Raw genomic sequence first — 24079 nt, forward strand, 5'->3', positions numbered from 1 at the left:
CTTCAGGCCACCAATCGCAGCGGATCATCAAGAATCGGCTGCCATGCCAACTCCGCCGCCCCGACCAGACTCCCGTGATCCAGCGTGCTCGGCACGATCGGCACCGCCCCGCTTCGCCCCCACAGGCTCCGCCGCGCCACGACCCCGTGCAGCCGGTCCGCATCGGCCGCCACGAGGTCGCGGTGCAGGCCGCCGAGGATGATGCGGTCGGGGTTGAGGATGTTCACCAGCCCGGCGAGCCCGAGGCCGAGCCGGTCGATGAGCACCTCGACCGCGGTCCGTACGCCGTCGTCGTCCATGGACGTCTCGATCAGGTCCCGCGCCTGCTGCAGCAGCGACACCTCGGGCCCCGGCGCCCGCCCCGCCGCCTTGAGAAACGCCATCGGGTCGGTCTCCACGTCCAGGCAGCCGCGGCTGCCGCAGTGGCACGGCGTGCCCTCATCCGGATGTACGGTCAGGTGCCCGACCTCGAGCGCCAGCCCGGCGCTGCCGGTGTGCAGCCGCCCGTCCAGCACCAGCGCGCCGCCGACGCCGCGGTGGCCGGTGGCGACGCACAGCAGGTCCTTCGCGCCGCGCCCGGCGCCGTGCCGGTGTTCGGCGAGGGCGGCGAGGTTGACGTCGTTGCCGGTGAAGCCGCCGTAGCCGCCGACGCCCGCGTCCGCCAGGCACTCGCCCCAGATGCGCCGCACCTCGGCGCCCGCGGGCCAGGCGAGGTGCAGCGGGTTCAGCGCCTCGCCGCCCGGCTCGGCGACCGCCGACGGCACCGCGAGGCCCGCACCCACGCACCGCCGCCCGGTCTCCCGCAGCAGCTGCGCGCCCGCCTCGACGACCGCGGCCAGCACGGCCTGCGGATCGGCCGGTACGTCCATGCAGTCGGGCGCGGTCGTGACGATCCGCCCGCCGAGGCCGACCAGCGCGGCCCGGAAGCCGTCCGCGTGCACCTGCGCGGCGAGGACGACCGGGCCGTCCGGGTTCACCGACAGCCGGTGCGAGGGGCGCCCCTGGTGGCCGGCCGCCGCATGCGGGCGCTGGTCGACGCTGATCAGGCGCAATGCCTCGAGTTCGGTGGCCACGGCGCCCGCGGTCGCGCGGGTCACGCCGAGCTCCGAGGTCAGGACGGCGCGGGTGGGGGCGCGGCCGGTGTGGACGAGTTCCAGGGCCGGGCCTAGAGCGCTGCGGCCTCGTTCGAGCCTTGTATGCGTCGGGGTCACGCCCCTATCCTAGATTTGTGCCGCAGATAAACAAACTACGGGCAGCGTTGCCCGTGCCCCATCGCAACTCCGCGACCGACCCCGCCCTGAAGCGGCTGCGCGTCGTGCTGACCGTCTTCTTCGCCCTGGACGGGTTCATCTTCGCCGGATGGGTCGTCCGCATTCCGGCGATCAAGGAACAGACCGGCGCGTCATCCAGCGCCCTCGGCCTCGCGCTGCTCGGCGTCTCGGTCGGCGCCGTCGTCACGATGATGCTCACCGGACGGCTCTGCCGGCGCTTCGGCAGCCATCCGGTCACCGTCGTCTGCGGTGTGCTCCTCTCGCTGAGCGTCGCGCTGCCTCCGCTCACCCACTCGGCGACCGCGCTGGGAGCGGTGCTGCTGGTCTTCGGAGCGGCATACGGGGGCATCAATGTCGCCTTCAACAGCGCCGCCGTCGACCTGGTGGCCGCGCTGCGCCGCCCGATCATGCCCAGCTTTCACGCGGCGTTCAGCCTGGGCGGCATGGTCGGCGCGGGCCTCGGCGGCCTGATCGCCGGCTCCCTGTCCCCCACCCGCCACCTGCTCGGCCTCACGGTCATCGGCCTGCTTGTCACCGCCGTCGCGGGTCGCGCGCTCCTGCGCCTCGCACCTCCCACGCGGCCCGCCGACCGCCGCGATACGGAAAAGGCCCCCCGCCGGCTCGACTCCCGCACCCGCCGACTGGTCATGGTCTTCGGCCTCATCGCCCTGTGCACGGCCTTCGGCGAGGGCGCCCTGGCCGACTGGGGCGCCCTCCACCTCGAACAGGACCTGAACGCGCACCCGGGCCTCGCGGCGGCCGGCTACTCCTGTTTCGCACTCGCCATGACCATCGGCCGGCTCAGCGGCACCACACTGCTCGAACGGCTCGGCCAGACCCCGATCCTCGTGGCCGGCGGCATCACGGCCGCCACCGGCATGCTCATCGGCGCCCTGGTGCCCTCCCTCTGGGCGGCGCTGATCGGCTTCGCCATCACCGGCCTCGGCCTCGCCAACCTCTTCCCGGTAGCGGTCGAACGCGCCGGCGCCCTGGCCGGCCCGAGCGGTGTCGCCACCGCCTCCACCCTCGGCTACGGCGGCATGCTCCTCGGCCCGCCCGCCATCGGCTTCATGGCGGACTGGTTCACCCTGCCCGTAGCCCTCACCAGCGTGGCGCTGCTCGCGGCCGTCGCCGCCCTGATCGGCTACGTGACCCGGCAGCAAGGCAGCTGATCACTGAGGTTGCTGTCACGGCTCACGGCGCGAGGGCGTATTCGGTGAAGTTGCCGCAGGCGGTGAACCCGAGGCGACTGTAGACGGGTTCTCCTTCGGCGGATGCCTGCAGCACCGCGGTCTCGTAGCCGGCGTCGCGTGCGGCGTGCAGAGTGGCCGCGGTGATGGCGCCGCCATACCCGCGGCGGCGGTCCGTGGCGAGGGTGACGATGTTGTAGATGCCGGCGACGCCCGCGTGCAGAAAGACCTCGGCCGAGCAGACGGGACGGCCGTCGAGGGTGCCGAGCAGATAGCGGGAGGGGCAGTCGGCGGCGAGCGCCGAGTCACCGGCGGCGGCGAAGAATTGGCGCACCGTCGCGGCGGGTGGGTCCCAGTTCGCCGCGAGGACCTTGGCGTAGTCGGCAAGCTGCTCCGGAGTGGACACCCGGTGGATCTCCAGCCCTTCCGCGGGTGCCGCGGGGAGCGGGCCGCGCAGGTCCTTCCACATGCCCGTCTCGGTTTCCGTCGCCTCCAGGCCGGCGGCCTGCAGGTGCTCGGCGAGATTGCCCGGGGTGGAGGCGGGGCCCACCCACCAGGAGAAGGACCGGCCGGTGGCGGCCAGGATCCGGGCCGTCTCCGCGACGCGGGTCGGGGCGGATTCCGGGGCGAACCGAGCCGCCGCGACGATGTTGAAGGTGTCGTCGTCGAGACCGCTGTCGGCGATCAGCAGGTCGCCGGTCTCCGTAACGGACGCGCCCTTCAGGGTTCGGTGCAGGTGACAGGCGTGCTCCGCGAGATTCTGCTCCATCGCGAGCGGGAGACCGGTTTCTTTGACCGACGGGACGTCCATGGGCTTCATGATGTCCCATATCCCACCCCTGACGGCGGGACTCACCAGTCGTGGACCGTGCCGTCCTGCAGCCGGTTCACGGGCAGGTAGGCCTGTTCGTACGGGTGCCGGGCGGCCAGGTCCTCGTCCAGGTCGACGCCGAGGCCCGGCTGTTCGCCGGGGTGGAGGTGGCCGTCGGTGAAGGTGTAGGCGTGGCGGAAGACCTGGCCGGTGAGCTGGGTGTGGCCGGAGTACTCCTGGATGCCGAAGTTGTGGACGGCGAGGTCCAGGTGGAGGGCGGCGGCCAGGCCGACCGGGGAGATGTCCTCGGGGCCGTGGGTCGCGGTGCGGATCTGGTAGAGCGCGGCGAAGTCGAAGAGCTTCTTCAGCGGTGTGATGCCGCCGAAGTGCGTGACCGAGGAGCGGACGTAGTCGATGAGCCGCTCGGTGATCAGTGTCTGGTAGTCGTGCACGCTGTTGAAGACCTCGCCGACGGCCAGGGGCGTGCTGGTGGCGCCGCGGATCTGGCGGAAGACCTCCTGGTTCTCGGCGGGGGTGCAGTCCTCCAGCCAGAACGGGCGGTACGGCTCCAGGTCCCGTGCCAGGCGGGCGGCCTGGGTGGGGGTGAGGCGGTGGTGGGCGTCGTGCAGGAGCGGCAGCTCGGGGCCGAACTCCGCGCGTACCGCCGCGAAGACGGCGGGGAGATGGAGCAGATACGCCTCGGTGTCCCAGTCCTCCACCATCGGGCGGGTCTGCTGGTGGGCGGCGCCGGTGTGGACCCCGTAGACGGCCTTGAGGCCGGGGACGCCGGTCTGGATGCGGACGGCCTGGTATCCCTCGGCGAGGCGGGCGCGCACCGAATCGAGCAGTTCGGGGAGGGTGGCGCCGTCGGCGTGGCCGTACGCACGGATGCGGTCCCGGCTCGCTCCGCCCAGCAGCTGGTACAGGGGCAGCTCGGCGGCCTTGGCCTTGATGTCCCACAGGGCGGTGTCCACGGCCGCGATGGCGGCCATGGTGACGGGGCCGCGCCGCCAGTAGGCGCCGCGGTAGAGGTACTGCCAGGTGTTCTCGATGCGGTGCGGGTCCAGGCCCGTCAGGAGCGGCGCGAGGTGGTCCCGGAGGTAGCTGACGACGGCCAGTTCGCGGCCGTTGAGGGTGGCGTCGCCGAGGCCGGTCAGGCCGTCGTCGGTGGTGAGCTTGAGGGTGACGAAATTGCGGCCGGGGCAGGTGACGACGACCTGCACGTCAACGATCTTCATGGTTCGCTTTCTCTGGTACGTACGGGAAGCCGGGCTCGGTGGCTGCCTCAGCCCTTGGCCGCGCCCGAAGTCAGGCCGGCCACCAGGTACTTCTGGCCGATGAGCGCCGCGATCACGACGGGCACGGTGATGAGGGTGGCGGCGGCCATCAGGCCGCCCCAGTCGGTCGAGGCGTAGGAGATGAACTGGAACAGCGTCACCGGCACCGTCTGCGTACCCTCGTCCGCGAAGACGAGGGCGAACATGAAGTTGTTCCAGCTGAAGACGAAGGCGAGCAGGCAGGCGGTGGCCGTGCCGGGTGCGGCGAGCGGCAGCGTGATCCGCCGGAAGGCGCCGAAGGCGGTCAGGCCGTCGGTGCGCGCGGCCTCCTCCAGCTCCACGGGCAGCCCGGCAAAGAAGCTGATCATGATCCAGAGGATCAGCGGCACCGAGACGAACATGTGGCTGAGGATCAGGACGGTGTAGGAGCCCACCAGGCCGAGCTGGGCGAACAGGTAGTACCAGGGCACCAGGAGGGAGATGGCGGGCACGATGCGCGCGACCAGGATCAGCGATCCGGTGCGATGCATCCCGAACCGGCCCACCGCCCAGGCCGCAGGCACCGCGATCAGTGCGGACAGTACGGTCGAGACCGCGCCGACGAGCAGGGAGTTGCCCATCGACCGCAGGATCGGCCCCTCGGTGAGCACGGTGCGGAAATTCTCGAATGTCGGCGAGAACCACAGGCCCACGGACGGGTCGGTCACCTGCACATTCGTCTTGAACGCGGCCGCGAACATCCAGACCATCGGCAGCGCGAAGACCAGCATCACGCACCCGATCGTGACGCCCCGCAGCCACCCCAGCCAGGTCCTGCCGCGCATGGCGCTCATGCGTCCTTCCTTCCGGTACGGCGTCGCAGCGCCACCACGACGCCGACGATCACGAGGGTGAAGAGCACCAGCAGCGCGGCGGCGAGGCCGTACTCCTGGTAGTCGAAGGTGAGGCCGTAGGCGTAGACGTTGAGGGTCTCCGCCTCGAAGTCGGCGCCGCCGCCCGGGCCCTTGGTGGCGTACAGCAGGTCGAAGGTCTTCAGCGCGTCCACGGCCCGCAGCACGAGCGCGGTGCCCAGGGCGGGCGCGAGCATGGGCAGGATCACGTACCGGAAGCGCTGCCAGGGGCCCGCGCCGTCCACCAGCGCCGCCTCCTCCGGCTCCTCGGGCAGGGTGGTGAGGCCGGCGAGGAGCAGCAGCGCCATCATCGGCGTCCACTGCCATACGTCGATCAGCATCAGGGTGGGCAGCGACTGGCTGACGGAGCCGAGGAACTCCATGCGCGGCAGGCCGAGTCCGGACAGCAGGTGGTTGGCGATGCCGTTGGTGGGGTCCAGGATCAGCAGCCACAGAATGCCGATGGCGATCGGCGTGGTCAGCAGCGGGATGATCAGGACCGTCCGGGCCCAGCGCATCCCGCGGAAGGGGCGGCGCAGCAGCATCGCAAGGGCGAGTCCCAGCACGGTCTCCAGCAGGACGGCGCCGACGGTGAATTGCAGGGTGCGCCAGGCGGCGGGCCAGAACCTGCGGGTGTCGGTGAGCAGGTCGGCGAAGTTCCGCAGGCCCACGTGGCTCGATCCGGCGTTCACGGCGCCGAAGGCGTCGGTCAGGGCCAGGTTGACCGTATAGCCGAGCGGAAAGATGATCATGAGGCCGACGAAGAGCAGCGCGGGCGTCAGCATCGCCCACTTCAGGCGCCGGTTGGCCGAGTCGAACGAGCGCGTCATCACGACTCCTTGTGCCGGTTGTCGCGTACGAGGAATTCGCCGAACTCCGCGTCGGCGTCACGCGCCACCGGCGCCACGTCCTGGCCCAGGATCCCGGCCACCAGCGGTCGGCCGACGATGTCCCTGGCCCGGCCGACCTGCAGCACCTGCGGCCGGTCGTGGCCCACGCCGCGGGCGGCGTTGACACGCATCGCGGCCGCCAGGTCGTCGGGGAATTCCGCGAGGGTGCGCGGGTCGTCCCATACGGAGCGCCGCGCGCCGGGTATCCCGTCCGCCTGCAGGACGCGGGACATCCGCGGTCCCGCCGCCCAGCGGATGAACTCCCAGGCGTCGTCCTGCAGCCGCGAGAAGCGGTTTATGCCCAGGCTCCAGGACGGGATGTTGTGCGGCTTCGCCCCGGCGGGCCCGGCCGGGAACGGGGCGAAGCCCACGTTCTTGCGCACGGTGGAGACCTTGGGGTCCAGGAAGCCGCTGTATACGGCGTCCGCCTCCACGCAGAAGGCCGCCTTGCCCTGGGCGAAGATGGGGGTGACCTGCTCCAGGCTCATGTTGGTGGCGCCGGGCGGGCCGGCGCGGTGCAGCAGCTCGCCGTAGTAGCGGTAGGCGGCGAGCGCCTGCCGGGTGCCGATCCCGGAGCGGCCGTCGACGGTGAAGTTGCCGCCGTACGAGTACAGGAAGCTCGACCACTGCGAGACCGCCCCGTTGCGCTGGCCGCGTCCGGCGTAGCCGTAGAACTGCTTGCCGCGGTCGGTGAGTTCCCGCGCCTGCGCCAGCAGTGCGTCGAGGGTGCGGGGCGGGTCGGCGAGGTCCTTGCGGTAGTAGAGCACCGGCCGTTCGGTGACCACCGGGACGCTCAGGATCTTGCCCTTGGTGACCGAGGCGCGCCGCGGCGCCGGCTGGAAGTCCGCCCAGTCGAAGCCGCGGTCATCGCGGATGTGGCCGGTCAGGTCCGTGAGCCAGTTGTTGTGCGCGAAGACCAGCTGGTCCTGCAGGGCGCGGACCATCATCACGTCGACGTCCGTGCCGGACGCGTTCAGCTTCACGTTGTAGCTGCTGGTGAGCTGGTCGGCGGTGAGCAGGGTGATGCTGACCTTGCGGCCGATCCGCTCCTCAAACTCGCCGACCCGGCGGCGGATGGCCTGCGACCAGACGTGGTTGATCGCCATGATCCGCAGCGGCGTGTCCGCCGAGGGCGGCCCGCTGGGGCGGCCGCAGGCGGCGAGCGCCCCTGCGGCTCCGGCCCCGGCCGCCAGCCGGACGAAGCCGCGCCGGCCTATCTGACCCTGAGGGGACATCATCGTCTCGTTCCTCTGATCCGTTCCGCCACATCGCCTGTCTGGTCCAACTGGTAGGACCAGTTGCGAAACGCGACGTTAACAGGCCTTGTCCCCTGGTGAGAACCCCCGTCCCGGATTCCGGGACGATCAGCCCGCGCTGCCCCCGTCGAGCAGGGTCTCGATGTGCCGCCGCGCCATGGTGTCGAGCTGGACGTCGAGATCCGCTCCGTACGTCCGCAGCCCCAGGCTCAGGTGCTCGCGCATCCGCGCACAGGCCAGCTCGGCGTCCCGGGTCCGCAGCGCCTCGAAGATCTCCGGGTGGTGCGGCACGCCGGGCTCCGCGATGGACGCGTCGGAGTTGGAGCGCAGCATCATCTCGAACATCATGCCGCTGATCGACGACAGCATGATCCGCAGCACCGGATTCCCGCTGGCCACCGCGATGGCGTCGTGGAACTCCAGATCCGCCCGCGCCTTGGTCACCACGTCCGTGGCCCGCTCCAGCGCGTGAAGCGTCGCGCTCATCGCGGCGAGGTCGTCGTCGGTGGCGCGCTCGGCGGCGAGCCGGACGATCTCGATCTCCACCGGCAGCCGGGCCTCGATCAGCTGCCGCGCGGTGGGCCGCTCGGCCCGGTAGAGCGCGTCGTACCCCCGCGCCTCCCCCGGACTCTGCTTCCGCACGAACGAGCCGCGGCCGGGCGCCACTTCGATCAGCCCCTTGGCCTCGAGCTGCCGCAGCGCCTCCCGTACGACATTCCGGCTCGACCCGAACTGCCCGGCCAGCTCCCGCTCGGACGCCAGCTTGACGCCGACCTCGAGCACACCGGAGCGGATGTCGTGCTCCAGCTGGCGCGCGATGCGCTCGGTGAGGAGACCGCTCTGACCGGAGGCTGATGGCATGATCGACAGGATAGCGAGTCCCTAACCCGGCGCGTCCTTGAGCGCGTACAGCCCCGGCAGGTTCACCACGATCGCCTCCTGCGTGCTGCGCGCGATGACGACCACAGCCTCGTCGGCCGGGTCGGGGTTCTCCTCGCGGTGGGGCACGAAGGGCGGGACGAAGATGTAGTCGCCCGGCGAGGTACGCAGCCGGACCTCCTCCTCGCCATCGAGGAACACGAACTCCGGGTGCCCGCTGACCACGTAAATGGCGGTCTCGGACTCCCCATGATGGTGATCGGACGACGATGTCGCGGGCGCGACATGCGTCTCCCCCATCCACAGCTTCTCCGAGCCCACACTCCGCCCACTGACCGCCGCAAATCGCCGCATGCCGCCCGTCTGCGCGGTGTCCCCGTCCAGCGCATCGGCCGGGATGTGGTGCACGCGCGTCCGCAGCGGGGCGGCCTCCGGCGCCTCTTGGAGATGAGGATGAAAACCCTCGCCAGGGGTGGTCAGCCGTTCGCTCATGAACGCGACGCTACGCCACCCACGTGACGCCGAGCCCGCCCGCGGGGCAGAATCCGCGGCATGCGTACGTCTGATCACATCGACCACCTCCAGCGCGAGGGTGAGCTGCTAGCCGATGCCGCCGCCAAGGCGGGAGAGCACGCCGCCGTCCCCACCTGCCCCGGGTGGACGACCGGCGACCTCGTCCGGCATACGAGCACCTTCCACCGGTGGGCGGCCCGCATCGTCGCCGAGCGGCTGCCCGGGCCCGTACCGGAGGATCCGATGCCGGACGAGCCGACGGGGGCGGGGCTGCTGCCATGGTTCCTGGAGGGGCACGGTGCGCTGGTGCGTACGCTGCGGGCGGCCGATCCGGGCACGGACTGCTGGGCCTTTCTGCCCGCGCCGTCGCCGCTGGCCTTCTGGGCCCGGCGGCAGGCGCACGAGACGGCGGTGCACCGGGTGGACGCCGAGTCGGCGCGTGGCGGGGAACTGACGCCGTTCGAGCCGGAGTTCGCGGCCGATGGCATCGATGAGCTGCTGGCGGGGTTCCATGCCCGGCAGAAGAGCTGGGTGCGCGCGGAGCGGCCTGCCACCCTGCGCGTCCGGCCCTCCGACGCAGATGCCGCGTGGACCGTACGGATCTCGTCCGACGCCGCGCCGCGTACCGAGCGGAACGCGGACGGGCCGGCCGACTGTGAGCTGGCCGGCACGGCGCAGGATCTCTACCTCCTGCTGTGGAACCGCCTGCCGGCGGACGCGGCCACCGTCACCGGCGACGCCGGACTCGCCCGCCTCTGGCGTGAGACCTCGATGATCACCTGACGGGCTGGCTGATCATCCGCTCCAGCACCGCGCGCTGCAGCGGCAGCACCTCGCGGTGCACGGCGCGGCCCGCGTCCGTGGCGCAGACGCTGACGCCGCGCCGGTCCTCGGGGCACATGCCGCGGTTGAGCAGGCCGTTCTTCTCGAGCCGCGCCACCAGGCGGGAGAGCGCGCTCTGGCTGAGGCACACCCGGTCGGCGAGCTCCTGCACGCGCATGCCGCCGCTGACCTCGACGAGCACGTCGAGGACCTCGAAGTCGCTGGCACCCAGGCCGTAGGGATTCAGCTCCCGGTCCAGCTCACACATCGTCCGCGCGTGCGCGGCGCGGATCTCGCGCCACTCGGCGACGACGGCCGTATCGGCCTTCGTGTCAGTGCCTGCCATGTCAGCCATGTCCGCACGTTAACAGAATACGAACTTCAATGCACGTGAATTAAATGCGCTTGCATCTGATGCACATGCATGTAGTGTCTCCCCTCATGACTCCGCACAACGTCCCTGCGGCAGATCAGCGCTGGACGCCCCGTCTGTGGGCCACCCTCCTCGTGCTGTGCGCCGCCCTCTTCCTTGATGCCCTCGACGTCTCCATGGTCGGGGTCGCCCTTCCATCCATCGGCGCCGACCTGGGCCTCGGCACCTCGTCCCTGCAGTGGATCGTCAGCGGCTACATCCTTGGCTACGGCGGTCTGCTGCTCCTGGGCGGCCGGGCGGCCGACCTCCTGGGCCGCCGCCGCGTCTTCCTCATCGCGCTCGGCGTCTTCGCCGTCGCGTCCGTGCTCGGCGGCATCGTCGAGGACGGCAACCTGCTGATCGCCACCCGGTTCATCAAGGGCCTGAGCGCCGCGTTCACCGCGCCGGCCGGCCTGTCCATCATTACGACCACCTTCGCCGAGGGCCCGATGCGCAACCGCGCGCTCGCCCTCTACACCACCTGCGGCGCCACCGGTTACTCGATGGGTCTGGTCTTCTCCGGCCTGCTCACCGAGGTCTCCTGGCGGCTGACCATGCTGCTGCCGGCGCCGATCGCGCTCATCGCGCTCTTCATCGGACTGAAGGTCATCCCGCAGTCCAAGCGCGCCGAGGGCGGCCGCGGCCAGTACGACGTGCCGGGCGCGCTGACCGGCACGGCGTCGATGATGCTGCTCGTCTTCACCGTCGTGGAGGCGCCCGAGATCGGCTGGGCCGCGGCCCGTACGCTGATCTCCTTCGCGGCCGTCGCGGTGCTCCTGGCCGCCTTCATCACCATCGAACTGCGCACGCCGAAGCCGCTGATCCGGCTCGGGGTGCTGCGCTCCGGCAACATCGTCCGCGCCAACCTCGGCGGGGCGCTGTTCATGGGCGGCTACATCGGCTTCCAGTTCCTGGCCACGCTGTACATGCAGTCGCTGCTCGGCTGGTCGGCGATCGAGACGGCGCTCGCCATCCTGCCCGCGGGTGCGCTGGTCGCGCTGTCGTCCACGAAGATCGGTGCGGTCATCGACCGCTTCGGCACGCCGCGGATGATCGTGCTCGGCTTCGCGTTCCACTTCGCGGGATATCTGATGTTCCTGCGCGCGGACCTCAGCCCGTCGTACGCCGCCGTCATCCTGCCCTCGATGCTGCTGCTCGGCGCGGGCTTCGCCGTCGCCTTCGCCTCGCTCAACATCCAGGCCACGAACGGCGTCAAGGACGACGAGCAGGGCATGGTCTCCGGCCTCCTGAACACCTCCTTCCAGGTGGGCGGCGCCATCTTCCTCGCGATCGTCACCGCGGTGGTGACGGCGAGCGACGCCTCGGCGGGCGCCTCCCGCCAGGAGGTCTTCGACACCTTCAGGCCGGGCCTCTACACGGTCGCCGGCATCGCCTTCGCCGGCCTCCTGCTCACCCTCCCGGGCCTCGGCCGGCGCCGGACCCCGACCCAGACGATCCTGGTGGCGCGGTCCGTACAGGAAGAGGCGGCCGAGGAGGCGGAGCGGGTCCGCACCGGAGACTGACCGTCCGCATGTGAGCGTCCGGGCCCGTATCCCTCACGAGGGGTACGGGCCCGGACGCTACGGCCATAGTCTCGTCCCCATGCGGGGGCCGAGGGCGCAGACGGAACGTGACGACACGACGGTGGAGATCGTGTACGCCGCGGTCAGCGGGGTGTTCCTCGCAGGCGCGGCCTTCGCACTGGTGATGAGCCCGGTGCTGTTTCTCGGCGATGTGCCCGTCTCGACCCTCGCCAACCTGTGGCGGGCCGCGAAGATCACCGCCGTGGTGGTCTTCGCGGCCCGCGTCTGCTGGACACTCTGGCGGTTCGGCCGCCGTTAGACCTTCTCGGCCTGCTGCTCCGAGGAGCTCCGCGCCGGCAGCAGCTTCTTCACCCACGGCCACGCCAGGATGAGCGCCACGACCACGTAAACCGTCACCGCGAACGGGCTGTTGACCAAGCCGGTCAGGCTGCCGTCGCTGATCTGCAGCGCGCGCCGCATCTGCAGCTCCGCGGCCGGGCCGAGGATGACGCCGATCACGGCGGGCAGCACCGGCAGCCCGTACCTGCGCATCGCCAGCCCGATCAGGCCGATGATCAGCAGGATGAAGAGGTCCAGGGCCTCGCCGCTGACCGCGTAGGCGCCGACCGCCGCGAAGAAGAGGATCCCCGCGTAGAGGTACGGGCGCGGGATGCGGAGCAGCTTTGCCCAGACCGGGGCCAGGGGCAGGTTGAGGACCAGCAGCAGCACCATGCCGACGAACAGCGAGGCGATCAGGCCCCACACCAGGTCCGGCTCGCGTTCGAAGAGGAGCGGGCCCGGCTGGATGCCGTACTGCTGGAAGGCCGCCAGCATGACCGCCGCGACCGCCGTCGTCGGCAGGCCGAGGGTCAGCATCGAGACCAGGGTGCCGGCCGCCGAGGCCGAGGCCGTCGACTCCGGGCCCGCGACGCCCTCGATGGCGCCCTTGCCCCAGTCGTCCTTGTGCTTCGAGAGCCGCTTCTCCGTCACGTACGACAGGAAGGTCGGGATCTCGGCGCCGCCGGCGGGGATCGCGCCGAACGGGAAGCCGATCACCGGGCCGCGCAGCCAGGGCTTCCAGGTGCGCTTGAGGTCCTTCTTGTCCAGCCACGGGCGGCCGACCGGTATCGCCCGGTCGCCGCCGGACTTCAGGTGCGCGGCCACCCACAGCGCCTCGCCGATGGCGAAGAGGCCGACGGCCACGATGATGACGTCGATGCCGTCGCTGAGGTGGAGGGAGCCGAAGGTGAGGCGCTGCTGGCCGGTCATCTGGTCCATGCCGACCAGGCCGAGGGTCAGGCCGATGAGCAGCGACGCGAAGCCGCGGATACGGGACTTGCCCAGCACCGACGTCACCGCGATGAAGGCCAGCACCATGATGGCGAAGTAGTCGGGTGCGCCGATGTCGACCGCCAGGTCCGCGACCACCGGGGCCAGCGCGACCAGCAGGCAGGTGCCGATGATGCCGCCGACGAAGTGGCCGATGGCGGCGGCCGCGAGGGCCTGCGAGCCGCGGCCGGATTTCGCCATGGGGTTGCCCTCCATGGCCGCGACCACCGCCGCCGATTCGCCCGGCGTATTGAGCAGGATCGAGGTCGTCGAGCCGCCGAACATGCCGCCGTAATAGATGCCCGCGAACATGATGAACGCGGCCGTCGGGTCCAGCCCGTACGTCACCGGCAGCAGCAGCGCCACCGCCATCGCCGGGCCGATGCCCGGGAGCACGCCGATCGCGGTGCCGAGCAGCACGCCGACCGCGGCCCAGAGGATGTTGACCGGCGTCAGCGCGGTGCCGAAGCCGTCGATGAGCGAAGCAAGCTGCATGTCACAGCACCCCCATCAGCGGGCCGCCGGGCAGCGGGACGCCCAGCAGGTTGTTGAAGACGACGTACGTCACCACGGACAGGACCGCCGCGATCAGCGGGTCGCGGGTGAAGTTGCGGCTGCCGAGGGCATACGCCGCTCCCCAGAAGAGGAGGGCGCCGGAGACGGGGAAGCCGACGATGCCGATGAGGACGGCGTTGGCGATGAAGACACCCGCCAGCAGCAGGACGGTGCGCCACTCGGCGGGCGCGTCCAGGTCGACGTCCTCGCCGCCCTCGGCCTCGCCCTTGCCGCCGCGGAGCACGTCCACGGCGAGCAGCGCGGCGACGACGAGCAGCGCGATGCCGACGACGGTGGGGACGGCGGCGGGGCCGACCGGGCCGCGCTGGGCGAAGTTGTCGTCCATGGTGAGGGCGTCGGTCAGGACGAGGATGCCGAGCACGGCGAGCAGGGCGCACAGGCCGAGCTCGGACTTGCCGCGCAGCCGGTCCCGCAGCCCGCCGCCTTCACCGGCGTCCGCGGTGGTCTCTGTCATGGTCTGCTCGCTCACAGCCCCAGCTCCTTCAGCACCGAGACGACCCGCTTGTCCTGGGCGTCGAGGAAGTCGCCGAACTTGTCGCCGGTCAGGTAGGCGTCCGTCCAGCCGTTCTTCTTCAGCGACGCCTTCCACTCCTTGCTCTTGTGCAGCCGGTCGAAGAGCTTGATCATCTTCTCCCGGTCGGCGTCGGAGAGCCCGGGCGGGGCGACGATGCCGCGCCAGTTGGTGAACTCGACGTCGAGCCCGGTCTCCTTCAGCGTCGGCGCGTCCAGCCCCGGGTGCCGCTTCGGGCTGGTCACGGCCAGCACGCGCAGGTCGCCCGACTTGATCTGGTCGAGGTACTCGCCGACCCCGGACACGCCGAACGCGACCTTGCCGCCGAGGATCGAGGCGAGCAGCTCGCCGCCGCCGTCGAACGGCACGTAATTCACGGACTTCGGGGTGATCCCCGCCTCGCGGGCCATCAGCATCGGCGCCAGGTGGTCCGGGCCGCCGGGCGAGGAGCCGCCGCCGACCGGCATCTTGCCCGGCCTGGCCTTCCAGTCCTTCAGCAGCTGGTTGAAGGACTTGTATTTCGACTTCTTCGGTACGACGACGATGTCCGGCTCCTCGGTCACCCGGGCGATCGGGGTGGTCTGGGAGAGCCGCGAGTCGGTGTCGTTCGTACGCTGGGCGCCGACGACGCCGAGGCCCATGGACATGGCGAGGCGTTCGTTGCCGCGGTCGTTGATCAGCGCGGTGAGGCCGACGGTGCCGCCGGCGCCGTCGAGGTTGTAGACCTGGACCTTGCCGTTGAGGTCGGCGTCCTCGATGTTCTTCGCGGCCGTGCGCGCGGTGATGTCGTAGCCGCCGCCGGGCGAGTTCGGGACCATGAACCGCAGTCCGGGGATGCGGTTGCCGGCCGCCTCGCCGCTGCCCGAGGTGAGCAGCGGCGGGCCGAGCAGGACCAGCAGTGCCGCTACGGCGAGCGCGAGCGGAGTGCGCGGGCGCAAGGGAGTCACCGCCTCTTCGTTGAGGTGTTTGGGTTCCTGGGGATCACGTGATGAGGCCCACATGTTGCCGCTGGGTTAACGGGCTGTCTCTCTTCCGGCCGCAAGGAAAGTTGTGGTCGTTTTGGTCGCACGCAACGGCACGTAACGTGTCCCGCATGATCCGGGTACTGGTCGTTGACGACGACTTCATGGTTGCCAAGCTGCACAGCCGCTATGTCTCGGACACCGAGGGCTTCGAGGTGGCCGGGGTGGCGCACAGCGGCGCCGAGGCGCTGCGGGCGGTCGAGCGGCTGCGGCCCGACCTGGTGCTGCTCGACATCTATCTGCCGGACATGGACGGGATCTCGGTGCTGCGGGAGCTGCGGGGCGCCGGGAGCGACAGTCCGGACACGGACGTCCTGGTGATCACTGCCTCCCGCGACGCCGACACCATCCGCGGCGCGCTGCGCGGCGGCGCGCTCTATTACGTCATCAAGCCCTTCACCCAGTCCGCCCTGCAGGAGCAGCTGCGCCACTACGCCGCCACCCGCGCCAAGCTCGACGCCCTCGGCGACGCGGGCCAGGACGACGTGGACGCGGTCTTCGGCGCGCGCCCCACCGTGTCCCGTACGCTCCCCAAAGGCCTCAACACGCGCACCGCGGACCTCGTCGAACGCGTCCTGCGCGAGCACCCCGAGGGCCTCTCCGCCACCGAGTGCGCCAGGGCCGGGGAGATCTCGCGGGTCGCGGCCCGCCGCTACCTGGAGTACTTCGCCGAATCCGGCCGCGCCGAGCTGTCGCTGAAGTACGGCGGCACCGGGCGCCCCGAGCACCGCTATCGCTGGACGGGCTGACATCGAGCGCGACGCTAGCCGCGCCCAACCGGCGTACGCGACGCTCTTCGGACACCGGCGAAAGTCGGCGGCGCGGCGGACCGGCTGACACCTGCTGCCCGGCGCACCTACCATCGCGGGATCCCGACCGGGGGCTGGAGGCAATGTGCTGGGACTGCCGGCAGATGTACGCGCCTGTTTATTCGATCTCGACGGGGTGCTGACCCGCACCATGGAGGCCCATCTCGCCGCCTGGCGCGCGGTCTTCGACGATGTGCTGGCCGAGCACGGCCGCCCCGACCCCTTCACCGACGCCGACTACCAGGCATACGTGGACGGCAAGCCGCGCTTCGACGGCGTCCGCGACTTCCTCACCTCACGCGGCATCGAACTCCCCGCGGGCACCCCGGCCGACCCGCCCGCGGCGGAGACCATCGCCGGCGTCGGCAACCGCAAGAACGCCCGCCTGCTGGGCCACCTGCGCACCCACGGCGTCGCCGTCTACGAGGGCTCGGTCCGGTACGTACGCGCCGTACGCGCCGCGGGCTACGCCACCGCGGTCGTCACCGCCTCCGCCAACCGCGCCGAAGTGCTGAAGGCCGCCGGCATCGCCGACCTCTTCGACACCCACGTCGACGGCATCGTCCGCGCCGAGCGCGGCCTCGCGGGCAAGCCCGCCCCCGACACCTTCCTGGCCGCCGCCGCCGATCTCGGCTTCAAGCCGGACGCCTGCGCCGTCTTCGAGGACGCGCTCGCCGGGGTGGCCGCGGGCCGGGCCGGCGACTTCGGGCATGTGATCGGCGTGGACCGGCTCGGCCAGCGGGACGAGCTGCTGCGCAGCGGCGCCGATGTCGTAGTCGACGATCTCGCGGAACTGCTCAAGGAGGCGGCATGACCAACCACGGCCCGGTCTACGACGTCGAGCCGTGGGCGGTACGGGTCCGGGAGATGGACCTCCGCGCCATCCCCCAGCTCGAGTCGGTCTTCGCGCTCGCCAACGGCCACGTCGGGCTGCGCGGCACCCTGGACGAGGGCGAGCCGCGCTCGGTCCCCGGCACGTACCTGAACGGGTTCTTCGAGGAACGCCCGTACTCGCACGCCGAGGTCGGCTACGGCTTCCCGGCCTCCGGGCAGACCCTGGTCAACATCCCCGACGGCAAGATCATCCGGCTGATCGCCGGCGACTCCCCCCTCGACCTGCGCTACGGCGAGATCCACGCCCACGAGCAGTGCCTCGACTTCCGTACCGGCCTCCTCAGCCGCCGCACCGACTGGACCTCCCCCAGCGGCCGCAGCGTCCGCGTCACCTCCGAGCGCCTGGTCTCCTTCACCCGCCGCTCCATCGCCGCCGTCTCGTACGAGGTCGAACCCCTCGACGGCGACCTCGACATAGCGATCCAGTCGGACCTCCTGGTCGCCGAGCCGGGGCACAACGGCCACGAGGCCCACGACCCGCGCGGCACCGCCGCGATCGGCTCCGCGCTCGAACCGCTGTCCGCCTTCGGCCAGGGCACCGAGGCGGCGCTGGTGCACCGCACCAAGCGCAGCGGCCTGCGGGTCGCGGTCGGCACCGACCACCTGGTCACCACGCCCGGCAGGGCGGACACCTCCATGGTGGTGAACGACAACCTCGCCCGCCTGACCGTCGCCACCCGGCTGCCGCGCGGGGAGAAGGTGCGGCTGGTGAAGTACCTCGCGTACGGCTGGTCGCACCGCCGCTCCACCGCGGCCCTGCGCGACCAGGTCGAGGGCGCCCTCGCCACCGCCCGGCTGGCGGGCTGGGAGGGGCTCGCGGCGGAACAGGCCGCCGCGCTGGAGGAGTTCTGGGCCAACGCCGACGTCGAGATCGACGGCGACCCCGAACTGCAGCAGGCCGTCCGATTCGCCCTCTTCCACACTCTGCAGGCGGCGGTACGGGCCCAGGGCCGGGCGATCCCGTCGAAGGGCCTGACCGGACCCGGCTACGACGGACACACCTTCTGGGACGCCGAGACGTTCGTGCTCCCGGTCCTCACCTACACCGCCCCGCGCGCCGCCCGCGACGCCCTCGGCTGGCGGCATTCGACGCTGCCGCTGGCGCGCGAGCACGCCGTGACGCTCGGGCAGAAGGGCGCGGCGTTCCCGTGGCGGACCATCCGCGGCGAGGAGTGCTCGGGGTACTGGCCGGCGGGCACGGCCGCGTTCCACATCAACGCCGACATCGCCGACGCCGTCGCCCGCTACACGGCGGCCACGGACGACGCCGACTTCGACGCGGGCCCGGGACTTGAGCTGCTGGTGGAGACGGCGCGGCTGTGGACCTCGCTCGGTCACTTCGACGACGAGGACGGCTTCCGCATCCACGGCGTCACCGGCCCGGACGAGTACACGGCGGTGGTGGACGACAACGCGTACACCAACCTGATGGCCCAGCGGAACCTCCGCGAGGCCGCCGCCGTCTGCGACCGCCGCCCCGAGGCCGCGGCGGCGTTCGGCGTGGACCCGGAGGAGCCGAAGCTGTGGCGGACCGCCGCCGACAACGTCGTGGTCCCGTACGACGAACACCTCGGCGTGCACAACCAGTCTCAGGGCTTCACCGAACACGCCGAATGGGACTTCGCGGCCATGGGCCCCGAGCACTATCCGCTGCTGCTCACCCACCCGTACTTCGAGATCTACCGCAAGCAGGTCATCAAGCAGGCCGACCTGGTGCTGGCGCTGCACCTGCGCGGCGACTACTTCACGGCCGAGGAGAAGCTGCGCAACTTCGCGTACTACGAGGCCAGGACGGTCCGCGACTCGTCGTTGTCGGCGGCGACGCAGGGCGTGGTGGCGGCCGAGGTCGGCTACCTCGACCTGGCGCACGCGTACTGGCGCGAAACGGCGCTCACGGACCTGCACGACCTGCACCGCAACATCCACCACGGCCTGCACATCGCCTCCATGGCCGGCGCCTGGAGCATGGCCGTGGCCGGCTGCGGCGGCATGCGCGACCACGACGGCCTGCTCACCTTCGCCCCGCGCCTCCCTCCGGCGCTGAGCAGGCTGTCCTTCCGGATGGGCTACCGCGGCCGGTGCCTGCAGGTGGAGGTCGTACCGGAAGAGGCCCGCTACCGCCTCCTCACCGGCGACCCGCTGGAGATCGCCCACCACGGCGAGCCGCTGACGATCACCACGGACGAGGAGCCCACCCGGCCGATCCCGCCGCTGCCGCGGCTGGAGCGGGTGGTGCAGCCGGTGGGGCGGGAGCCGGATGGGTACGGGGGGTACGGCGCGGGGTGAGGCATACCCCGGATGTACGCAGCCGCGCGGCCCGTTCGGCGGTACGCCGCGTGCCGCGCACCGGCTGGCTGAGGGGTGGTACGTAGCGTTCGACAGCCCCCTCGCCAACGCATGACAGGGCTGCATCGACCGGTGCCTTTCCCGGGCTGCTCGACGCGCTGACTACGCAGCAGGCGGTGGGGGCCGCGCGTCGCTGAGTGCCGCGCGACCCTGCGTCAGGTCGCGGCCGACGGCGTGAGTGCGTCCGCGCCGCGGGCGTGCCTCGTCGGGGAGGCCGCGAGGGTGAGCGCCTGGGCGACGGCGCCGGTCAGGCCGGTCCAGAGGGCGAAGCGGTAGCCGATGTGGTCGGCCATCAGGCCGCCGGCCGGGGCGCCGATCGCGACCATGCCCCAGTTGAAGGAGCGGATGGTGGCGTTCATGCGGCCGCGGAGGCGGTCGGGGGTGACGGAGTTGCGGTAGCCCATCGACACCGGGCCTTCGATGCCGACGCCCAGCCACAGTACGAAGTGCGCGGCCGAGACCGCGGGCAGCGCCCACGGGCCCGGTTCGGCGAGGACGAGCGGCAGCCAGCCGATGGCGGCGATCAGCCGGCCCGCGACCACCGTACGGCCGACGTCCAGCCGCCGCGCCACCCGCGCGGAGACCGCCCCGCCGAGCACGGCGCCGACGCCCCCGCAGGCGTACGCGACGCCGAGGCCGAAGCCGCCGATCTCCAGCACGCGCAGGGCGAAGACCACGAAGACGGTGCTCACGACGGTGTTGAAGAGCAGCATCGCGTGGGAGGTGAGAGCCATCGGCGCGAGCGTCCGGTGCCGGTAGACCCAGGCGAGACCCTCCCGCAACTCCCGTACCAGAGTGCGCCGCTCACTCCGGTCCGGCACCGGCTCCGGCTTCCGTACGCCGATGAGCAGCAGCCCGGATATCAGGTACGTGATCGCGTCCAGCAGCACCGCCACCGGCGCACCCACCCACTTGATGAGCACCCCCGCGAGCAGCGGTCCGCCGGCCCGGGCCGCCGCGTCGGCCTGTTCCAGGCGGGCGTAGCCGGAGTTGAGCAGGCCGGGCGGGACCAGCCTGGGCACGAAGGACTGGTCGGCGGCCTCGAAGAGCAGGCACAGGGCGCCGAAGGCGAACACGATCACGCACAGCGCGCCGATGCTCAGCACGTCCGCCGCGTACAGCAGTGGGATGGCCAGGAGCAGGGCTGCCCGGCCGAAGTCCGTCGCGATCAGGACCGGTCGGCGGCGGCAGCGGTCCACCAGGGCGCCGGCGAGCAGGCCGAAGAGGAGGTACGGGGCCCAGCGGGCCGCGTTGACCAGGCCTACCTGGGTGGCGGAGGCGTGGAGGGTGATGGCGGTCAGGACGGGGAGGGCCAGTGCGGTGATCTGGGAGCCGAAGGACGAGATCGCAGTGGCCGTCCAGAAGCGCGGATATCCGGGGACCTCCGTCAGTCGCGGCATGGCCGGACCGTAACAGAGGAAGATCGACGGAGGTGCGGCCGGGGGTCAGCCGAGCCAGCCGGGGCGGACCAGGCCCGATTCGTAGGCGAGGACGACCAGTTGGGCGCGGTCGCGGGCGTGGAGTTTGATCATCGTGCGGCTCACGTGGGTCTTGGCCGTGAGCGGGCTGACCACCAGGCGGCGGGCGATCTCCTCATTCGAGAGGCCCATGCCGACCAGCGCCATGACCTCGCGCTCGCGCTCGGTGAGCTCCTCCAGGCCGGTGGCCGCCTCCGGCTCCTTGGAGCGGGCCGCGAACTCCGAGATCAGGCGGCGCGTGACGCCCGGCGAGAGCAGGGCGTCGCCGTCGACGACGGAGCGGACCGCGCGCAGCAGTTCGTCCGGCTCGGTGTCCTTGACGAGGAAGCCGGAGGCGCCGGAGCGGATGGCCTCGAAGACGTACTCGTCCAGCTCGAAGGTGGTGAGCATGACCACCCGTACGTCCTTCAGCACCGGGTCGTCGGTGATGAGGCGGGTGGCGGCGAGGCCGTCGAGTTCCGGCATGCGGATGTCCATCAGGACGACGTCGGGCTTGAGTTCGCGGACCATCGCGACGGCCTGTTCGCCGTCGGCGGCCTCGCCCGCGACCTCGATGTCCGTCTGCGCGTCGAGCAGGGCGCTGAAGCCGGCCCGTACCAGCAGCTGGTCGTCGGCGAGCACTACGCGGATCACTGGTGACTCTCCTTGCCGTCGTTGGCCGGGGCGGGGGCCGGGGCCAACTTAACCGCATCGCCGAGCGGAAGGCGCGCAAGCACCCGGAAACCGCCGTCCGGGCGCTCCCCCGCCTCGACCGTGCCGCCGAGCGCGGCGGCGCGCTCGCGCATGCCGACGAGGCCGTTGCCGCCGCCGGTCTCGCCGCCCGCGGTGGCAGGGCCGTCGTCGTCGATACGGAGCCTGAGCTCGCCGGGGTCGTAGGAGAGGAGGACGCGGGCGGTGCGGGAGCCGGAGTGGCGGACGATGTTGGTGAGCGCCTCCTGGATGATGCGGAAGGCGGCGAGGTCGGCGGCCGGGGGGACCTGCCGGGACGTGCCCTCGGTGGTGACGTCGACGGTGAGGCCCGCGGCGGCGGCCTGGTCGGTGAGTTCGCCGAGGCGGGCGAGGCCGGGGGCGGGGGTGCGGGGGGCGGCGCCGCCCGGGGTGCGGAGCGCCTCCAGGACCTGGCGTACCTCGCCGAGGGCCTCCTTGCTGGCGCCCTTGATCGTGGTCAGCGCCTCGCGGGCCTTCTCGGGGTGCTGGTCGAGGAGGGCTAGGCCGACGCCGGCCTGGACGTTGATGACGGAGATGCTGTGCGCGAGCACGTCGTGCAGCTCGCGGGCGATGCGCAGCCGCTCCTCGTCGGCGCGGCGCTGCTTGGCGGCGGCGCGCTCGGCCTGCTCGTGGGCCCACTGCTCGCGGCGGGAGCGGAGCAGCTCGCCGGCGGCGACCACGGCGGCGATCCAGGCGGCGGCGAAAAGCTGCTGGCCCCAGCTGGGGGCGCTGTCGCGCGAGGGTGGGAGGTAGTCGTAGAGGGCGTGCGAGAGGACGATGTGGCCGACGGCGAAGGCGGCGATCGTGATGCCGGCGAGCTTCCGGTGGCCCGCAGCGACCGCGGCGAAGACGGCGACGGCGGCGCTGACGAAGATCGGGCCGTACATGTAGCCGGCGGCCAGATAGCCGAGGACCGCGGCCGTGGTGCCGAAGAGGGCGAGCGGCGGGTAGCGGTAGCGGAAGAGGAGGAGCAGGCCGGAGGCGATGACGAGCGCATAGGCCCAGCCGTTCGGGGTCACGCGGTCGAGGTTGGAGGCGGCCACGGAGGGGTCCGGGCCGCCCTCGTGCGGGCCGGCCTCGAAGCCGCCCGCGGCGCCCCTGGTCCCGACGACCATGAACAGGGTCAGGAGCAGCGTCGTCCGCCAGGGCAGCCGCGCTGACGGCGCCTGCGCCAGCCAGCGGGGCAGGGCCCGCGGCGGGCCGCCGCCGTCCTCGTCGTCGCCCTTCCACAGGGGCACCGGTCGCTTCATGCCTGCAACGCTAGACCGGCGGGCGGGCGCCGGGCGTCAGCCGTGCGCGGTGATCACGCGTACTACACGGGGAGTACGCCATCGGCACGGCACGGCACGGGCGCGCTCCGCGGCTTCGCCGCTGGAGTGCCGCGTCACGACGGAGCGGTGGCCTCTCGCTCCCGCCGGTCCAGCACCGCCAGCGCCCGATGCGCCATCGGATACCTGCGCACCACATCCGCCATCGACACCTGCCCCCGCGTGAACTGCGCGAACACCCGCCAAGCCGGCCGGACCCCGGTAAGCGCCGCATGGAAGACCCCCGGCCGGCGCTCGAAGACGGCGAGCATCCGCCGCCCGACCGCCATCTCCACGCCAAGACCCGCCTTGATCGCGAAGGCGTAGTTCAGCGCCTGCCGCCGCGCGTCCACGGCGTCCTGCGCCTCCGCGACCCGCACCGCCCACTCCCCCGCGATCCGCCCGGACCGCAGCGCGAAGGAGATCCCCTCCCGCGTCCACGGCTCCAGCAGCCCGGCCGCGTCGCCGCACACCAGCACCCGCCCCCGCGACAGCGGCGAGTTGTGCGTACGGCACCGGGTCAGATGCCCCGACGAGATCGCCGGCTCGAAGCCCGCCAGCCCCAGCCGCGCGATGAAGTCCTCCAGATACTGCTTGGTGGCGGCCCCCTCCCCCTTGGCCGCGATCACCCCGACGGTCAGCGTGTCGCCCTTGGGGAACACCCACCCGTACGACCCCGGCAGCCGCCCCCAGTCGATCAGCACCCGCCCGCGCCAGTCCTCGGCGACCTCCGCAGGCACCGGGATCTCCGCCTCCAGGCCGAGATCCGTCTGCTCCAGCTTCACCCCGACATGCGCGCCGATACGCGACGCGCTGCCGTCCGCGCCGACCACGGCCCGGGCCAGCAGCGTTTCGCCGTCGGACAGCACCACGGCGGCGGTGCGCCGGTCGGGCACGTTCTCGCCGTGCTGCTCCACCCGCGCCACCGTGGCGCCGGTACGCAGCTCGGCCCCCGCCTTGACCGCGGCCTCCGTCAGCAGCTCGTCGAACTCGGCCCGGTTCACCAGCCCGAAGAGCGTCGTCCGCGCCTTCCGCGTGCGGGCGAGCTTGCCGTGGTACGAGAACGTCACCGCCGACACCTTGTCCTTCAGCGGCAGCTCGACCCCCGGCGGCAGCGCGTCCCGCGACGGGCCGATGATGCCGCCGCCGCAGGTCTTGTAACGCGGCAGCTCGGCCCGCTCCAGCAGCAGCACACTGCGCCCGGCCCCCGCCGCGGCATGTGCGGCGCTCGCCCCGGCAGGACCGGCGCCGACCACGATGACGTCCCACACCCGGCCGTCCCCCCGCTCGCCGCCGTCCGGTCCCTGCTCGCCGCCGTCCTGCACCTGGTCGCTGCTCACCTGAAGTCCCGTTCCCGCTCGCGCC

23 protein-coding genes are annotated in these 24079 nt (G+C 71.8%); 7 read left to right on the top strand and 16 right to left on the bottom strand.

Features of this window, described 5'->3' with window-relative positions; all coding sequences use genetic code 11:
- Positions 1-2 precede the first annotated feature (2 nt).
- Positions 3-1211 (bottom strand): ROK family protein, encoded by a 1209-nt coding sequence (locus ACNNMR_RS04610; RefSeq protein WP_419993213.1) that lies wholly within the window; start codon positions 1209-1211, stop codon positions 3-5.
- Positions 1212-1264: 53 nt separating this feature from the next.
- On the opposite strand from ACNNMR_RS04610, the gene ACNNMR_RS04615 reads away from it, so the two are divergent.
- The gene (locus ACNNMR_RS04615) at positions 1265-2443 is read left to right on the top strand and encodes an MFS transporter (protein ID WP_419993214.1); all 1179 of its coding nucleotides are present in this window, start codon (positions 1265-1267) and stop codon (positions 2441-2443) included.
- 22 nt (positions 2444-2465) lie between these two features.
- Here the strand turns inward: ACNNMR_RS04615 and ACNNMR_RS04620 are convergent, their stop codons facing one another.
- From ACNNMR_RS04620 to ACNNMR_RS04650, 7 genes are all read right to left on the bottom strand, one after another.
- Positions 2466-3230 carry a GNAT family N-acetyltransferase gene (locus ACNNMR_RS04620; protein WP_420000260.1) on the bottom strand — a complete coding sequence of 255 codons (765 nt, stop codon included), beginning with the start codon at positions 3228-3230 and terminating at the stop codon, positions 2466-2468.
- An 83-nt stretch (positions 3231-3313) separates the two neighbouring features.
- The gene (gene manD, locus ACNNMR_RS04625) at positions 3314-4510 is read right to left on the bottom strand and encodes a D-mannonate dehydratase ManD (RefSeq protein WP_419993215.1); all 1197 of its coding nucleotides are present in this window, start codon (positions 4508-4510) and stop codon (positions 3314-3316) included.
- A 47-nt stretch (positions 4511-4557) separates the two neighbouring features.
- Positions 4558-5382, bottom strand: a complete 825-nt coding sequence (locus ACNNMR_RS04630; RefSeq protein ID WP_419993216.1) for a carbohydrate ABC transporter permease — start codon at positions 5380-5382, stop codon at positions 4558-4560.
- Complete coding sequence (locus ACNNMR_RS04635; protein WP_419993217.1) at positions 5379-6269, bottom strand: carbohydrate ABC transporter permease; 891 nt, start codon at positions 6267-6269, stop codon at positions 5379-5381. Before ACNNMR_RS04635 ends, ACNNMR_RS04630 begins: the two co-directional genes overlap by 4 nt.
- Entirely contained in the window at positions 6269-7564 is a 1296-nt protein-coding gene (locus ACNNMR_RS04640; protein ID WP_420000261.1) for an ABC transporter substrate-binding protein, read from the bottom strand. Before ACNNMR_RS04640 ends, ACNNMR_RS04635 begins: the two co-directional genes overlap by 1 nt.
- A gap of 129 nt (positions 7565-7693) precedes the next feature.
- A complete protein-coding gene (locus ACNNMR_RS04645) occupies positions 7694-8446 on the bottom strand; it encodes a FadR/GntR family transcriptional regulator (RefSeq protein WP_419993218.1) in 753 nt (250 codons plus the stop codon).
- Between the two features lie 21 nt (positions 8447-8467).
- Entirely contained in the window at positions 8468-8956 is a 489-nt protein-coding gene (locus ACNNMR_RS04650; RefSeq protein WP_419993219.1) for a cupin domain-containing protein, read from the bottom strand.
- Between the two features lie 60 nt (positions 8957-9016).
- Here ACNNMR_RS04650 and ACNNMR_RS04655 point away from each other — a divergent pair, with 60 nt between their 5' ends.
- On the top strand, positions 9017-9760 hold the full coding sequence (locus ACNNMR_RS04655; protein ID WP_419993220.1) for a maleylpyruvate isomerase family mycothiol-dependent enzyme: 744 nt from the start codon (positions 9017-9019) through the stop codon (positions 9758-9760).
- Here the strand turns inward: ACNNMR_RS04655 and ACNNMR_RS04660 are convergent.
- Entirely contained in the window at positions 9753-10154 is a 402-nt protein-coding gene (locus ACNNMR_RS04660; RefSeq protein WP_419993221.1) for a MarR family winged helix-turn-helix transcriptional regulator, read from the bottom strand. The genes ACNNMR_RS04655 and ACNNMR_RS04660 overlap by 8 nt on opposite strands.
- 86 nt (positions 10155-10240) lie before the next feature.
- Between ACNNMR_RS04660 and ACNNMR_RS04665 the strand changes: the two genes are divergently transcribed.
- Complete coding sequence (locus tag ACNNMR_RS04665; RefSeq protein WP_419993222.1) at positions 10241-11734, top strand: MFS transporter; 1494 nt, start codon at positions 10241-10243, stop codon at positions 11732-11734.
- Positions 11735-11813: 79 nt separating this feature from the next.
- Entirely contained in the window at positions 11814-12053 is a 240-nt protein-coding gene (locus ACNNMR_RS04670; protein WP_419993223.1) for a DUF6332 family protein, read from the top strand.
- Here ACNNMR_RS04670 and ACNNMR_RS04675 read toward each other — a convergent pair.
- The 3 genes from ACNNMR_RS04675 to ACNNMR_RS04685 are packed head-to-tail and all read right to left on the bottom strand — an operon-like array spanning position 12050 to position 15088.
- Complete coding sequence (locus ACNNMR_RS04675) at positions 12050-13558, bottom strand: tripartite tricarboxylate transporter permease (protein ID WP_419993224.1); 1509 nt, start codon at positions 13556-13558, stop codon at positions 12050-12052. The two genes, ACNNMR_RS04670 and ACNNMR_RS04675, sit on opposite strands and share 4 nt — an antisense overlap.
- A gap of 1 nt (position 13559) precedes the next feature.
- The gene (locus tag ACNNMR_RS04680) at positions 13560-14093 is read right to left on the bottom strand and encodes a tripartite tricarboxylate transporter TctB family protein (protein WP_420000262.1); all 534 of its coding nucleotides are present in this window, start codon (positions 14091-14093) and stop codon (positions 13560-13562) included.
- A gap of 11 nt (positions 14094-14104) precedes the next feature.
- Entirely contained in the window at positions 14105-15088 is a 984-nt protein-coding gene (locus ACNNMR_RS04685) for a Bug family tripartite tricarboxylate transporter substrate binding protein (RefSeq protein WP_420000263.1), read from the bottom strand.
- 155 nt (positions 15089-15243) lie between these two features.
- On the opposite strand from ACNNMR_RS04685, the gene ACNNMR_RS04690 reads away from it, so the two are divergent.
- From ACNNMR_RS04690 to ACNNMR_RS04700, 3 genes are all read left to right on the top strand, one after another.
- The gene (locus tag ACNNMR_RS04690) at positions 15244-15921 is read left to right on the top strand and encodes a response regulator (protein WP_419993225.1); all 678 of its coding nucleotides are present in this window, start codon (positions 15244-15246) and stop codon (positions 15919-15921) included.
- 145 nt (positions 15922-16066) lie between these two features.
- Positions 16067-16795, top strand: coding sequence for an HAD family hydrolase (locus ACNNMR_RS04695; protein ID WP_419993226.1), 729 nt, complete (start codon positions 16067-16069; stop codon positions 16793-16795).
- The gene (locus ACNNMR_RS04700; RefSeq protein WP_419993227.1) at positions 16792-19161 is read left to right on the top strand and encodes a glycoside hydrolase family 65 protein; all 2370 of its coding nucleotides are present in this window, start codon (positions 16792-16794) and stop codon (positions 19159-19161) included. The genes ACNNMR_RS04695 and ACNNMR_RS04700 overlap by 4 nt, the downstream gene beginning before the upstream one ends.
- A gap of 215 nt (positions 19162-19376) precedes the next feature.
- Here ACNNMR_RS04700 and ACNNMR_RS04705 read toward each other — a convergent pair whose 3' ends face one another.
- From ACNNMR_RS04705 to ACNNMR_RS04720, 4 genes are all read right to left on the bottom strand, one after another.
- A complete protein-coding gene (locus ACNNMR_RS04705; RefSeq protein ID WP_419993228.1) occupies positions 19377-20621 on the bottom strand; it encodes an MFS transporter in 1245 nt (414 codons plus the stop codon).
- 45 nt (positions 20622-20666) lie between these two features.
- Positions 20667-21332: a response regulator transcription factor gene (locus tag ACNNMR_RS04710; RefSeq protein ID WP_419993229.1), complete on the bottom strand. Its 666-nt coding sequence runs from the start codon at positions 21330-21332 to the stop codon at positions 20667-20669.
- Positions 21329-22657, bottom strand: a complete 1329-nt coding sequence (locus ACNNMR_RS04715; RefSeq protein ID WP_419993230.1) for a sensor histidine kinase — start codon at positions 22655-22657, stop codon at positions 21329-21331. Before ACNNMR_RS04715 ends, ACNNMR_RS04710 begins: the two co-directional genes overlap by 4 nt.
- A 134-nt stretch (positions 22658-22791) precedes the next feature.
- A complete protein-coding gene (locus ACNNMR_RS04720; RefSeq protein ID WP_419993231.1) occupies positions 22792-24054 on the bottom strand; it encodes a geranylgeranyl reductase family protein in 1263 nt (420 codons plus the stop codon).
- Between the last annotated feature and the right edge of the window lie 25 nt (positions 24055-24079).

Source organism: Streptomyces boninensis, from assembly GCF_048572725.1.
Classification (GTDB): Bacteria; Actinomycetota; Actinomycetes; order Streptomycetales; family Streptomycetaceae; genus Streptomyces; species Streptomyces boninensis.